The sequence below is a fragment of the Bradyrhizobium guangzhouense genome (assembly GCF_004114955.1).
Classification (GTDB): domain Bacteria; phylum Pseudomonadota; class Alphaproteobacteria; order Rhizobiales; family Xanthobacteraceae; genus Bradyrhizobium; species Bradyrhizobium guangzhouense.
This window is the reverse complement of sequence record NZ_CP030053.1, coordinates 189,230-202,846: the sequence shown is the minus strand read 5'-3', so window position 1 is coordinate 202,846 and position 13,617 is coordinate 189,230. Positions and strand designations below refer to the sequence as shown.

Annotated in this window: 12 protein-coding genes and 1 pseudogene; 5 read left to right on the top strand and 8 right to left on the bottom strand. The window is 66.0% G+C overall.

Annotated features, from left to right (window positions below):
- Positions 1–135: 135 nt before the first annotated feature.
- Both XH91_RS00985 and XH91_RS00980 read left to right on the top strand, forming a co-directional pair.
- Positions 136–384 carry a hypothetical protein gene (locus XH91_RS00985; RefSeq protein WP_128948857.1) on the top strand — a complete coding sequence of 83 codons (249 nt, stop codon included), beginning with the start codon at positions 136–138 and terminating at the stop codon, positions 382–384.
- Between the two features lie 329 nt (positions 385–713).
- Positions 714–1,913 carry a tyrosine-type recombinase/integrase gene (locus tag XH91_RS00980; RefSeq protein WP_164938235.1) on the top strand — a complete coding sequence of 400 codons (1,200 nt, stop codon included), beginning with the start codon at positions 714–716 and terminating at the stop codon, positions 1,911–1,913.
- 868 nt (positions 1,914–2,781) lie between these two features.
- Here XH91_RS00980 and XH91_RS00975 read toward each other — a convergent pair.
- Positions 2,782–3,429 (bottom strand): annotated as a pseudogene (locus XH91_RS00975) (magnesium chelatase domain-containing protein); the annotation flags it as partial.
- Positions 3,430–3,657: 228 nt separating this feature from the next.
- On the opposite strand from XH91_RS00975, the gene XH91_RS00970 reads away from it, so the two are divergent.
- Both XH91_RS00970 and XH91_RS00965 read left to right on the top strand, forming a co-directional pair.
- Positions 3,658–3,903 (top strand): PilZ domain-containing protein, encoded by a 246-nt coding sequence (locus XH91_RS00970; RefSeq protein ID WP_011083489.1) that lies wholly within the window; start codon positions 3,658–3,660, stop codon positions 3,901–3,903.
- 84 nt (positions 3,904–3,987) lie between these two features.
- Positions 3,988–4,770 carry a tetratricopeptide repeat protein gene (locus tag XH91_RS00965; RefSeq protein WP_128948855.1) on the top strand — a complete coding sequence of 261 codons (783 nt, stop codon included), beginning with the start codon at positions 3,988–3,990 and terminating at the stop codon, positions 4,768–4,770.
- 21 nt (positions 4,771–4,791) lie between these two features.
- On the opposite strand, the gene XH91_RS00960 is transcribed toward XH91_RS00965, so the two are convergent.
- The 7 genes from XH91_RS00960 to rsmI all read right to left on the bottom strand — a co-directional run bounded on the left by XH91_RS00960 (position 4,792) and on the right by rsmI (position 11,980).
- Positions 4,792–6,081 (bottom strand): CpaE/TadZ family protein, encoded by a 1,290-nt coding sequence (locus tag XH91_RS00960; RefSeq protein ID WP_128948854.1) that lies wholly within the window; start codon positions 6,079–6,081, stop codon positions 4,792–4,794.
- Positions 6,078–6,812 carry a CpaD family pilus assembly protein gene (locus XH91_RS00955; protein ID WP_128948853.1) on the bottom strand — a complete coding sequence of 245 codons (735 nt, stop codon included), beginning with the start codon at positions 6,810–6,812 and terminating at the stop codon, positions 6,078–6,080. Before XH91_RS00955 ends, XH91_RS00960 begins: the two co-directional genes overlap by 4 nt.
- Positions 6,813–6,875: 63 nt before the next feature.
- Entirely contained in the window at positions 6,876–8,393 is a 1,518-nt protein-coding gene (locus tag XH91_RS00950) for a type II and III secretion system protein family protein (RefSeq protein WP_128948852.1), read from the bottom strand.
- 10 nt (positions 8,394–8,403) lie between these two features.
- Positions 8,404–9,213: a Flp pilus assembly protein CpaB gene (cpaB, locus tag XH91_RS00945; protein ID WP_128948851.1), complete on the bottom strand. Its 810-nt coding sequence runs from the start codon at positions 9,211–9,213 to the stop codon at positions 8,404–8,406.
- Between the two features lie 473 nt (positions 9,214–9,686).
- Positions 9,687–10,631, bottom strand: coding sequence for a glutathione synthase (gene gshB / locus XH91_RS00940; protein WP_128948850.1), 945 nt, complete (start codon positions 10,629–10,631; stop codon positions 9,687–9,689).
- Positions 10,632–10,641: 10 nt separating this feature from the next.
- On the bottom strand, positions 10,642–11,043 hold the full coding sequence (locus tag XH91_RS00935; RefSeq protein WP_128948849.1) for a YraN family protein: 402 nt from the start codon (positions 11,041–11,043) through the stop codon (positions 10,642–10,644).
- Positions 11,030–11,980: a 16S rRNA (cytidine(1402)-2'-O)-methyltransferase gene (gene rsmI, locus XH91_RS00930; protein WP_128948848.1), complete on the bottom strand. Its 951-nt coding sequence runs from the start codon at positions 11,978–11,980 to the stop codon at positions 11,030–11,032. The genes XH91_RS00935 and rsmI overlap by 14 nt, the downstream gene beginning before the upstream one ends.
- 352 nt (positions 11,981–12,332) lie before the next feature.
- Between rsmI and XH91_RS00925 the strand changes: the two genes are divergently transcribed.
- On the top strand, positions 12,333–13,568 hold the full coding sequence (locus tag XH91_RS00925) for a penicillin-binding protein activator (RefSeq protein WP_206733090.1): 1,236 nt from the start codon (positions 12,333–12,335) through the stop codon (positions 13,566–13,568).
- Positions 13,569–13,617 lie beyond the last annotated feature (49 nt).

Here is a 13,617-nt window from a genome sequence, read left to right as displayed (position 1 = left end):
CCTTCAAATTCTGATTATCGAAAATGCTCGATCTTGAAGCGCGGCCGGCGCCGTCGGCGGGCCGCCGCGCTGGCACCCGGCGCCGACCGCGCCGGGCCGCCCTATGGCGCCGGCGACGAGGAGGAGAACAGCGGAATGGCACCGATACCCAAGCGCGTGGTCCAGCGGCCCTCGATCGAAATGTGGTCCCCGACGGAGGTTATGACCTTTGATGAAGCTGCCGCGCTGATGTGGCCAAGCGGCTCCCCACTGACCTCGAGCTCACTGAGGTCGGCGTACCGAGCTGGCCGCCTCGAGGTCGTGAGGGTGACGCGCAAGATTCTGGTAACCCGAAAGGCCATCGAGGAGATGATGGAGGCGTCGCGCCACAAGGCCGGGACCTGAGCGTCTGGCGGGACGCAAGTATTGGAGACGCGCGCGCAAGTATTGCAGGCGCCCGCGCGTCGGAGCGGACCCTTGTTGTAGCCCCGTCGCCGCAGCACCGGGTGCGCTCGACTCTCCGAAGGAAATATTGAATCGATGAGGACGCGCCCCGCCCGACATGGACGACAGGCGCGAAAGGATCCGGTCGACTTCGGCGGATGACCGCCGGAGCAGACGACCGGAAGAGCGACGGCCCCGCCGATGTCTCGACGGGGCCGCTGACGGATCGCGTGCACGGACCTAGCCCTTCGAAAGCAAGCCGGCGCGCGCTCCAAGGAGTGTCTTGTATCATGAATTTCTTCGACAAGAAACTGCGCGAAGCCGCGCTGGAGCGGGCGGCTGCCTTGCCGTCCCTGCTCGAAGGCGAGCGGGAACCTAAGTGGTCGATCCGGATGCGCCCGTCCGGACGCTATGCCCTGTGCAAGGACGGCGAATTCTGGGAGTCCACCGGCCTCGAGACCGAGCCGGAGGCGCTGAGCTTCCTCGAGAACTGGAAGCTGCAGTGCGCGGCCCTCCGGGACGGCACCGTGGACGTCCGCCGCTCGTCGGCGACGGCGATCATCGAGCACCGCATCAAGATGGTGCACAAGAAGAAGCTGCGCAGCGCCGGCGTGATCGAAAGCACGCTGAAGGCGCTCGTCCCGTTCGTCGAGGGCCGCCAGTTGCGCCACCTCAACGACGAGTGGCTGGACGAGGCCGAGGAGGGCATGTGCGAGAACTACTCGCGCACCTACTTCACCAACGCGGTCTACTTCTTCCGCACCGCCATCCGCGGCTGGTGCCGCGCCTGCTCCTCGGCGGCGATCCTCCCCTTCGAGGCTCCGCCGCGGGAGGCGGGCCGCAAGATCGTCCTCCACAAGGGCCAGCGCGACCGCGTGACGCGCTGGTCGGGCGGCACGGAGGACTACGACGCCAAGACCGGCAAGTGGACGCCGATCGAGGAGGGCCTGTCCCTGAACGAGGAGAACTGCCGCCAGGTCACCTACCGTAAGATGCACCTGGGGCTGACCTTCGGCTCCCGTCCCGGCGTCTACGAATGCCTCGGCTGGGAGCCCAACGAGGAGGGCGGCCACCTCGACCTCGACGCGGGCATCTTCCACCGCGTGCCGCTCGGGGCGTCCACGGCGTCCAACAAGCTGGCGCCGTCGGTGCCGATCCCCCCGCAGGCCCTGGCCGAGTACGCCCGCTGGCGCGAAGCCGACGGCGACTCGCCCTGGGTCTTCCGCAACCTCGACGGCAGCCCGATGCACCAGCGCCGCCAGCAGGAGATCTTCTCCGACTCCATGGAGGGGCTGGGCATCCCCAACATGACCGGCCACATCCTGCGCCACACCGCGATCACGATGATGATCGAGATGGGCGAGACGGCGGCGGCGATCTCGGCGGTCTGCGGCATCTCCATCGCCGTGCTCCATCGCGTCTACGATCACTCGGACAACCGCGCGGTGCAGCGCCTCGCGCTCGGCTCCATGGACCGCATGATGCTCTAGGCCGCGGCGTCGCCGCCCGCCCTCAACCGCGACGCCGCCGGCCGACGAGGCCGGCGGCTTTTTTCTGCCCCCCGGGCCGCCCGCCGTACGATCCCCGTACGGCCGCTGGCCGCCGGCGGCCAGCGCCGGCGACGCCAAGGCGCGTCCCACTTACCTTCGGGAGGCCTCGGGGGTCTTCCTCCGGCGAAATGCGACGCTGGTTAACGCTTTTCTGGTACTCTTTTAATTTCGGGGGTTTTCGAGCATTCCCGAGGCACCTCAAGGCGATAAAATCGGCCTCAAGGCGGTATTTTCAGGCCCGGACCGTACGAATTCCGTACGGTCACGGAGGGCACGTAGAAGGCGCTCTTTGCTGACCACGCCGCATGGCGGCGTCGGCCCCCGCGCGGCCAATGATTGAGGGCAGTGGGGATCTTAAGAGCCCTTCCGGTCCACGCCGCTGCAGGAAGTGGGCTCGCAGCATGCCGCTGCCGGCCACGGGCGCAAACGGCGGCGTCGGGAGGACGGGAAGGACGTCTAAAGTCGACACCCACGCGCTGCGGAGGCGCCGTCCCCCACGTCTCACGGTTCGGAGGGCCGCGGAGGCCGCTACTTCCTACCGCCTCGGTGCACCGGCTCCACCGGCTCGCGGGACACGCAGGGGCTTTGGCGGGTCCGCCGTCTTCGTCGATGCGGCTCCGGCTAATAGTCTCCGGTCGACGGCAACGTTTCCGTTGATTTCCTATGTTCTGAGCGCATGTCGATGTTCGTGAAATGCATGCGTCAGTGAAATCGGCGATAGTTGCGATGGCTGCCCGAAGCGCCCTGAAACGTATTCAAACGCGCGAACTAACGTAGAAAGGCCCGAAAATACCTGAGTTTTGTATCACATCATGAGCAGGTGATGGCCGCCGGCGGCTGCGATTTCCAGCGCGCGCTTGGCGCTCTCCTGACCCTTGATGTCGCGCAGATCGAGCAGCGAGCTTGCGGCTTCATGCACTTTCGGCACGGGCCGCGACAGCACCTGCGTGCCCTTGAAATGGTTGGCGATCTGAATCAGCGAATGTGCGGCGACGATCTGGATGTCGGGGCTCGCCCACGCTGCTTCCGAGCCGCAGGCGGCGGGACAGATCAGGCCTTCCTCGCGCAAATTGGCACCGAACGCGGCGGGAAGGACGCCGGCCACTGGCGCGATCGAGCCGTCGAGGCCAAGCTCGCCGAGCACGGTGAAGCCGGCCAGCGCATCCGGCGGGATCGCGCCGATCGCCGCCATCAGCCCGAGTGCGATCGGCAGGTCGTAATGGCTGCCTTCCTTCGGAACGTCGGCGGGTGCGAGATTGACGGTGATCCGGCGCGCCGGCAGCGCCAGGCCCGAGGCGATCAGGGCCGAACGAACCCGTTCGCGCGCCTCCGACACGGCCTTGTCAGGCAGGCCGACAATGGCGAAGGCCGGCAGCCCCGGCGCGACCTGCACCTGCACATCGACCGCACGGGCCTCGATACCCTCAAAGGCCACTGTCGAAACCCGCTGGACCATGCTGCCCCCTTGCACAATTAGGGGTAGCAGAGCGGGACCGATTTGACAAGAACAATACGGGAACGAAAGCAACGGTCCCTCCGGTTCCTAATATCAGGTAAACGGGACCGGAAGACTAAGCTTCGACTACGCCTCGAATGCGAACGGCTCTCCTCAGCACATCCCAACGAATGTCCGTTACTCCTAAGGCTGCGGGATGGGCCGTGATCTAACGGGTGAACAATTCAAATGCTTGCAAATCGCCGCAGAAGCGAACGACGGGTGTGCAGCCGGCTGGCCAAGATTCATTTTGGCGCGGGCTCGCTGCCGCGGGACTGCACGATCACCGATATCTCGGATGGGGGCGTGAAAGTGGTGGCCGAATTTCTGGAGGTGCCGCCGCAATTCACGATCATCTTCGCGCCGGATTACTCCCGCCAATGCCGCCTGCGCTGGCGCATCGGCTGCGAGTTCGGTGCGGAATTCACCGATTAGGTCACACAGGGCGCATTTCCTTAACGGGACTTTAGCGTTAATCGGCAAAGCATCTCTGATCAGTCCGCCGGCGGTGATCAGAGTATGTCCAAGCGTTCGTCCCTTGCCTTGTCCCCGGCGAGATTCCTCTTTCCCGCGCTCGCGGTGCTTGCCCTCGGTGGCTGCCAGACTACCGGTCTTGACGACGTCACCGGTGCGCTCGGCGGCAGCAGCAAGCCGGAGGCTGCGGCGACGGCCGACGCCAGGCCCGAGATGGCCGCGCTGCGCGAGCGCTATCGCGCCAAGCCGAACGATCCCAATATCGTCCTCGAATATGGCAAGGCGCTGCGTGAGACCGGCCAGCGCGCCCAGGCGGTCGCCGTCTTCGAGCAGGCCGTGCTCGCCCATCCCAGCAACAAGACGCTGCTCGCCGGTTACGGCCGGGCGCTCGCGGACAACGGCAATTTCGAGCAGGCCTTTGACGTGCTGGGCCGCGCCCATACCCCCGAGGATCCCGATTGGCGCATCCTGTCGGCGCAGGGTGCGGCGCTCGACCAACTCGGCCGCAACGAGGAAGCGCAGCAATACTACGCCGCGGCGCTGAAGATCGTGCCCGACGAGCCGACCGTGCTGTCCAATCTCGGTCTGTCCTATGTGCTGCAGAACAATCTGCCGAAGGCCGAGCAAGTGCTCGGCCGCGCCTATCAACGCGATCAGAACAATGCGCGGATCCGTGCCAATCTCGCGCTCGTGCTGGGATTGCAGGGCCGCGAGACCGAGGCTGAAATCCTCGTGAAGGCAGATTTGCCGCCGGACCAGGCCGCGGCCAAGGTCACGGCGCTGCGCCAACTGCTGGCGAAGAAGCAGCAGCAGCGGGCGGAGAAATAATTCTCCGCCGTCGTCTGCTGACTAGGACGCCTTGCGATGCGGCGCCGATCCGCGCCCCGTCCTGCCCTTCAGCTTCTTCAGCAACGGTCCGAGCAGTGAACGCTTGGGCTTGCGCACCTCGCCGCGCCCGGCGAGCCGGTTGGCCATGGTCTGGAACAGCTCGGTGGTGCGGTGGCTCTTGGAGACCTCCGCGATCATCTGGCCGTTGTTGGCCGCGGTCGAGAACAGTTTCGAGTCGAACGGAATCACCGCGAGCGGCTGGCTTTCCATGGTCTTGGCGAAGGCCTTGACCTCGATCTCGGCCCGCTTGTGCATGCCGACCTGGTTGATGCAGTAGAGCGGCGGACGGTCGTTCGGCCGTGCCGTCTTCAGCACCGTCAGCATGTTCTTGGTGTTGCGCAAGTTCGCAAGATCAGGCTCGGCCACGATGACGATGTCGTCGGCATTGACCAGCGCGCGCTTGGTCCAGGCCGACCATTGATGCGGCACGTCGAGCACGATGCAGGGTGTGGTCATGCGCAGCGTGTCGAAGATCGCATCGAACGCTTCCGCCCCGAAATCATAGACGCGATCGAGCGTCGCGGGCGCCGCAAGCAGGCTGAGGTGCTCGGTGCATTTGGCGAGCAGGCGCTCCATCAGCGCCGTATCCGGCCGGTCCTGCGACAGCACCGCATTGGCGATGCCCTGCGCCGGATCCTGGTTGTAGTCGAGCCCGGCGGTGCCGAAGGCGAGGTCGAGATCGATCACGACGGAATCGAGCGCCAGGTCGCGCGCGATGGTCCAGGCCACGTTGTGCGCGACCGTGGACGCGCCGACGCCGCCCTTGGCGCCGACCACCGCGATGACGCGGCCGGTGATGATGGCTTCCGAGGCCGAGAACAGACTGCAGATCGAGCGCACCACGTCGATGGTCTCGACCGGCCCGACCACGTAGTCGTTGACGCCGCGCCGCACCAGCTCGCGATAGGGCGCGGTATCGCCGGGATTGCCGATCACGACCACGCGCGTGCCGGGATCGCAGACGCCAGCGAGGTCGTCGAGACCTTCGAGGATGTCGCGCGTGCCGTCGGATTCGATCACGATGACGTTTGGCGTCGGCATCGTGTCATAGACTTCGATCGCCGCGGCAAGGCCGCCGCTCTTGGCGGTGAGATGCGCCTTGGCGAGACGGCGATCCTGGCCGGCCGCGGTCACCGCGGCAAGCGTCTTCTCGGTCTCGCAAAAGGCCTGCACCGAGATGCGCGGAACCGGCGCAATGTGTTCCTCGGGGTGCTGCGGATCGTCCGCCTCTTCGTCGTGGATCTCAGTCATTTGCCTGTATCGCTGAGTTTGGCTTTTTCAGCCTCGGGATAGGTGGTCGAGGTCGGGGTGCCCTTGCGGTAGCGGTCGAAAGCGATGTCGCGCCGTGCCGTATAGGCCGGCGTCTCCGCGCGCGGCTGCTCGAGATCGGCGGGGTTGTCGATCATGGCGGCAAGATTGCGCTGGCTGGCGCAGCCGAGATTGAAATAGGGCCGGTTCTCGTTGTAGCCGGGGTCGAGGATCGACGGCCCGACGTCCTCGGGCCATAGGCCGCAAGGGCCGGCGACCGCGGTGATCTTGGAATAGCTCAGGCGGATGGTCGGCAGCAGACCGGGATCTTCAGGACGGTAGGGATGCTGCACGATGGCGCGCGACGGCACACCGCCGCCGCCGAGAACGGCGCGGATCTCGTGATAGGTCGCGGCAGCCGCGCGCGAATTTGCGGTGTCGACCGGCACGTCGACGACGACCGAGCCGGTACCTTCGCGGACCCAGTCCCGGGCAATGCCCATCACGTCGGCGTGCTGCGCGGCCGACAGGCCGCCGCGCGCCTGACCTACGAAGATCACGATCGAGCGCTTGCCTTCCTGGACCGCGATCGGATGACGCAAGCGGTAGTCGGTCGGCACCGTCTGGGTGGTCACGACGTCGCCCGTGGTGTTGCAGGCCCCGAGCATGACGGAGAGTCCCGTCAGCGCGAGCGCGACGCGCAATTTGCGACGTCGATCTGATGTCTTCGTCATCGCCTGGTCCCCTCTTGCCCCGTTTTCTTAGCCGTGTCTCGCCCCGGTCCCAAACCGCCCGCGTCAGTCGATGATGAAGCCGAAATCGCCCCTGTCGCCGTCGATCGGATCGACGCGGCGCGCGATGCCGTAGAGCCGGTTCATGCGTCCCAGCAGCGCCGACTGCGCATCCGAGGACGGCGCGAAGCCGTCATCGGGCCGCGACAATTCCTTCTGGGCGACCGCGCGCACCACATAGGGCGTCACGATCACCATCAGCTCGGTCTCGTTGTTGACGAAGTCATGGCTGCGGAACAGCGCGCCGAGGATCGGCACCTGGTCGAGGCCGGGCAGGCCGTTGATCGCCTGCTTGGTCTGCTGCTGGATCAGGCCGGCCATCGCCATCGAGCCGCCCGACGGAATTTCCAGAGTGGTCTCGGCGCGGCGGGTTTGGATCGAGGGGATGGTGATCGAGTTGTTGGAAACTGACGACACCGACTGGGTCAATGTGATCGCGTTCGTATTCGACAGCTCCGAGACCTCGGTCATCACGCGCAGGCTGATGCGTCCTTCGCTCAGCACGACCGGGGTGAAGTTCAGGGAGATGCCGAACTTCTTGTAGGTGACCTGGGTGGTACAGACATGAGTGACCGGATCGCAGGCATATCCCCCGGGAATCGGGAATTCGCCGCCGGCGACGAAGGTCGCGGATTCACCCGAGATGGCGGTCAGGCTCGGCTCGGCCAACGTGCGCATCACACCCGCGCTTTCCATCGCGCGCATGGTGGCGTTGACGGTGGCAACGCCCTTGGCGAGGCCGGTGACGCCGAGACCGTTGCTGCTGACCAGGGGGCCGCCTGAGACCGAGAACGGGTTCGAATTGTTGAAGTTCACGACCGCGGTGCCGGCATTGAGGCTGGCGCTGAGATCGACGCCCAATTGCTTGACGATGTCGCGGCGCACTTCGCCGACGACGACCTTCAGCATCACCTGGTCGCGGCCGCGCACGACGATGTTGTTGACGACCTTGTCGGCGCCGCCGACGAGCTTTGCGGCGACATCGCCGGCCTGCTGGGCCTCGACCGGGCTCGACACCGAACCGGTCAGCATCACGCTGTCGCCGACGCCTTCGATCTGCACGCCGGGCAGGGACTGGCGCAGCGCCGCGCGCATGCCGTTGAGATCGCGCTTCACCGCGATGTCGTAGGAGGCGACCTGCTGGCCGTCGGCGGTGAAGAACACCACGTTGGTCTGGCCGACCTGGGCGCCGATGATATAGGCGCGTTGCGACGTGCGGATCACCGCATTGGCGATCTTGGGATCGGCCACCAGCACGTCCTTCACCTCGCGTGGCAGGTCGATGACCACAGACTTGCCGACGCCGAGCGACAGCGAGCGCGTCCGTGCCGGCGCAATGGTTGCAACCGGCGCCACGCCGAGGTCCGGCGCCTGCATCGGCGCCTGGTCTCCGACCGGTGCATCCGCCGCGCGGACGAGATCGGGGGCCGCGACCAGCCCCAGCATCAACATGGTCCCCGCCCAGAACGAGCTTGCGCGCTTCCCCCGAATGCGCATGCCGATCCGATCATCCCCGTAGTTCATCATGTCTCCATCACTTCTGTGACGTCAGTTGCCGCGCCACGCCGTAGCGAATCACGTTCACGCCGCCGGCAGATGTGTTCGGTTGATCTTCGAGCGGAACCTCCGCCGCGTTGGCATCGGCGATGCTCCGCAGGGCCAGCGACAGGCTGCCGGCCTGGCGCGAAGCGGCGAGCTTGGCGACCTGTTCCGGCTTGAGCTCGAGTGTGACGGTCTTGCCGAGCACCGAGGTCTGGCCGTCCTTTTCCTTCGGCGCCTGGTCAATCGCGAGCACGCGGATGTTGGTCAGGATGACCTCGGACAGAACCAGATCATTTCCGCCGGTTGGCCCGTTGGTATCGGGGTTCTTCAGGCGGCGGGTCTGCACGATGTCGACGCGGTCATTCGGCAGGATGAAGCCGCCGGCGCCAGTCTCGGCCGAGATCTCGGTGGAGACAGCCCGCATGCCGGACGGCAGGATCGCGGCCATGAAGCCGGAGCCGTCGGCCTTGACGAGCTTCTGCTCGCGGATCGGCTCGCCCTGCATCAAGGGCACGCGCGCGATCGAGCCGGCGATCTGCGTCTGTGCGTCGGGCCTGCTGTCGCGGCGGATGAAGGCGCTGCTGGCGGTCGCCTGCGGCCAGGTCTGCCATTGCAGATCCTCGGCCTTCACGGCCTGGCCGAGCTGGATGTCGGATTTGGCGACGAGCACCTCGACCGTCGGCAGCTTCTCGACCACCTGGGCGACGGGCGCGGGCTTGTTGTCGTAACCGCTGGCCAGATACGCAGCGACGCCGCCGGCGCCGAGCGCAATGACGAGAACGACAATGCGTGCGGTGTTCATACGCTTCTACTCTTACGCGGGGCACTCGGACCGCACGTGGCGGGTTCCCCCGCATCGATGAGTAGGGAGTAAAAGTATAAGGGGTGTTGCGAGGCCGAGTGTGATGGCCAGCGACATCGTGAGTTTTGGGCAGATGGTGAATGCCGCGTTAGCCGCTCGCCCGTTGGCCCCGTAGAAACACGCGGATGCGCTGCCGCGTTCGGATGAGAACGCGGGGCGTCATGGTGAATGGGTGGTTAGGGAGAGGCGCGTCGAGCCACGCCACTGCTGTCGTCCCGGCGGAGGCCGGGATCCATAACTACGGGGAGTAGTGGCGACGCGAAGTTGATAACTCGGAGTCTTCGCCAAACTATTGCTGCGGCGTATGGGTCCCGGATCGGCGCTCCGCCCTCGACAACGCTACGCGTTGCCAAGAGCTGCGCTTGTCCGGGACGACGCGGAGAGAGATCTTGGGCTCCCCAACCCAATTAATGTTACTTCGCCCGCTTCTGCTCGATCACGTCCCAGATCTTGGCCGCGACATCAGGGCCGCCGAGGCGTGCGATGGCGCGGATGCCGGTCGGCGAGGTGACGTTGATCTCGGTGAGATTGCCGTTGATGACGTCGATGCCGACGAATAGCAGGCCGCGCTCGCGCAGCGCGGGTCCAACGGTGGCGCAGATCTCGCGCTCGCGCGGCGTCAGCTCCGTCTCCTTGGCCGCGCCGCCGCGCACCATGTTGGAGCGAAGGTCGTCGGTTGCGGGCACGCGGTTCACCGCGCCTGCGAACTCGCCATCGACCAGGATGATGCGCTTGTCGCCGTGCTTCACCTCGGGGATGAACTGCTGGATCACCCAAGCCTCTTTGAACGTCACCGAGAACATGTCGTAGAGCGAGCCGAAATTCATGTCCTGCGGCATCACTCGGAATACCGCGGCGCCGCCGTGGCCGTGCAGCGGCTTCATCACCACCGCGCCGTATTTGTCGCGGAACGCGTTGATCTCGTCGAGATCGCGCGAGATCAATGTCGGCGGCATCAGCTGCGGAAAATTCATCACGAACAGTTTTTCCGGCGCATTGCGCACCGAGGCGGGATCGTTGACGACCAGCGTCTTCGGGTGGATGCGCTCGAGCAGATGCGTCGAGGTGATGTAGGCGAGATCGAACGGCGGATCCTGGCGCAGCAGCACGACGTCAAAGCCGTTCAGCGCCTCGCGCCTGGGCTCGCCGAGGGTGAAGTGATCGCCGGGCTCGTCGCGCACCGTCAGCAGCTGGACCGGCGCGACGATCTCCTCGCCGACCATCGAAAGCTTGTCGGGGGTGTAGTAGGACAGGCCGTGGCCGCGCTTCTGTGCCTCCAGAAGCAGCGCAAAGGTGGAATCGCCCTTGATATTGATGCGGGCGATGGGGTCCATCTGGACGGCGATGTTCAGTTTCATGGTCTGCCTTTCAGGTCGAGGCGTCGAATGCCGCCAACACATGGCGTGGAAGTGATCGCGGCGCAATCAGCATGGCGTCGAATCGCAATTCGAATTCCGCATGCTCGGGATGCGCCGCCAGCCAGCCCTGCGCGGCATCGATGATGCGCTGCTGCTGGCGCGGCGTCACCGCATAGGCGGCCTCGTCGAGGCTGGCGCGCGCCTTGACCTCGACGAAGGCGATCAGGTTGCGGCGGCGCGCGATGAGGTCGATCTCGCCATGCGCCGTGCGGTAGCGTTTTGCGAGGATGCGATAGCCCTTCGCCATCAGATAGGCTGCAGCACGGCTCTCGGCGGAGATGCCGGTGCGGAACGCGGCGACGCGCTCGGGCGAGGCGACCTTCGGTTCTGCCGGGACCTTAATCTTCGCCATCGCCGCCCCGCAAATCTTTTGCGAGCTCGAGCGCGCGGGCATAGACCTCGCGGCGCGGCCGCCCTGAGAGCGCGACGGCGTGCGCAACCGCGTCCTTGACGCTGTTTGTGGCGAGCTGCGCGCGCAGGAGTTCGTCCAGCGCGTCCGATGTCAGCACGTCGGCATCCGCGGCAGGCGGGGCGATGACCAGCACGAATTCGCCGCGCGTCTCCAGCGTGTCGGCCTCACGTGCGAGCTCACTCAGCGTTGCGCGCGAAATCTCCTCGTGCAGCTTGGTCAGCTCGCGGCAGATCGCGGCCTCGCGCGTGCCCATGATCTCGGCGAGCTCGGCGAGCGTGTCCTGCACGCGGTTGCCGGATTCGAACATCACCAGCGTCGCATCGATGCGGGCGAGCTCGGCGAGGCGCGTGCGCCGCGCCGCGGATTTCGCCGGCAGAAAACCCTCGAAGAAGAAGCGGTCGGTCGGCAGCGCCGCAACCGACAGCGCCGCCAGCACCGAGGATGGGCCGGGCAGCGCATAGACCGCATGGCCGGCGGCGCAGACCTCGCGCACCAGCTTGTATCCGGGATCGGAAATCAGTGGTGTGCCGGCGTCCGACACCAGCGCGACCGAGCCACCGGCCGCGAGCGCCTCCAGTATCTTTGGCCGCGCGGCCTCGGCATTGTGTTCGTGATATGGCTTGAGCTGCGCCGCGATGTCGTAGCGCTCGGTCAGCCGCCGGGTGATCCGCGTGTCCTCGCAGGCGATGGTGTCGACGGCGGCGAGCGTTTGCAGCGCGCGCAGCGTGATGTCACCGAGATTGCCGATGGGGGTCGCCACCAGATAGAGGCCGGCCGCGAGCTTCGGCGCCACGAGCCGGTGGGCGTCGATGGAGAACCCGCGCGAGGCGGCGTCCGTAGCTTCAGTCGTATTTATCGGGGCCGGCTTTGCGCGCATAATGAGATGAACTTAGGCACGATGTCAGGGGCTGGGAACCGGCCCCTCGAAAAAGATCATGCCCGGCTAGGATGCTGAAGCGGGGTGAGGAAGGACTGGAATGTGATCCATTCGGCATCACATTCCAGAGGGAGTGGAGCGTCAGCGCCATATTCACGGCGGAAACGGCGCCTTGATGCTTTCGTGACGGACGGCGGACAGCAAGCCAGGGAAGGATGAGGGTCGCGTTAAGCGGTCATTATCCTTTTGTTTTGGTTAACTATTTGCCGACAATATGCCTGAATTCGCGTCTTGTGTCGCGGAAAGAATGTTGTGACCGGCGCGGATGCGGCCGGTCAGAAGAGAAGCTGAGATGGTGGGCCCGCGCGATCCGAAGTTTCCCGTTCAGGGGCCCCTGATGTCAGGGGCGACCCGGCGGAGTGCGCTTGGCCTGCTGCTCGGCGCGCCCCTGCTGTCGGCCTGCGCCGGTGTGCAGCAGAGCCTCAGCCAGTTCTCCAATCCATTCTCGAGCTCCTCGCCGCCGCCGGCCCAGCCGGCCGGCCCGCCGCAGCAGGCGACCACTGCCGGCACCGGCGGCGTGAAGGTTGCCGTGATCCTGCCGCTCTCGGCCGCCGGCAATGCCGGGCTCGCCGCGCAGTCCATGCGCAACGCCGCCGAGATGGCGCTGGCCGAGTTCCAGAACCCGAACATCCAACTCCTGATCAAGGACGACAATGGCAGCCCGCAGGGCGCGCAAGCCGGCGCGCAGCAGGCGGTGGATGAAGGCGCCGAGATCATTCTGGGGCCGCTGTTCGCGCAATCGGTGCCCGCGGTGGCGCAGGTCGCGCGCGCGCGCGGCATTTCGGTGATCGCGTTCTCGACCGATTCGAGCATCGCCGGCCGCGGCGTCTATCTGCTGAGCTTCCTGCCGGAGTCCGACGTCAATCGCATCATCGAATATTCCGCCAGCATCGGAAAACGTTCCGTCGCCGTGCTGGTGCCCGACAATGCCTATGGCAACGTCGTCGAGGCCGCGGTGAAGGCGGCCGTGCCGCGGCGCGGCGGACGCGTCGTCGCGTTCGAGAAATACGGCGCCGATCGTGCGACGCCGGCGCGATCAGTGGCGCAGCAACTCGGCAGTGCGGATGCGCTGTTCATTGCCGATGACGGCGATTCCGTCGTTGCGGTCGCCGATGCGATGACCGCGGCCGGCGCGAATTTGCGCAACATCCAGCTGCTTGGTACCGGCCTGTGGGACAGTCCGCGTGTCTATGCCAGCCCAAACTTGCAAGGCGGTCTCTACGCCGCGCCCGACCCGGCCGGCTTTCGCGCTTTCTCCGGCCGCTATCGCACCAAATACGGTGCCGAGCCGATCCGCACCGCGACGCTCGCTTATGATGCGGTGGCGCTCGTCGCCGCGCTCGCTCGTACCCAAGGCACCACGCGCTTCTCGCCCGACGTGCTCACCAACCCCTCGGGCTTCGCCGGCATCGACGGCCTGTTCCGCTTCCGCGCCGATGGCACCAATGAGCGGGGCCTCGCGGTGATGAAGGTGACGACCGGTGGCGGTGTTGCGGTCGCGGGCTCGCCGAAGAGCTTTGGGGCGTAGTTCAAGACGACGGTGCCGCAGGGTGGATTAGCCCCGCAGATGCGCAAAG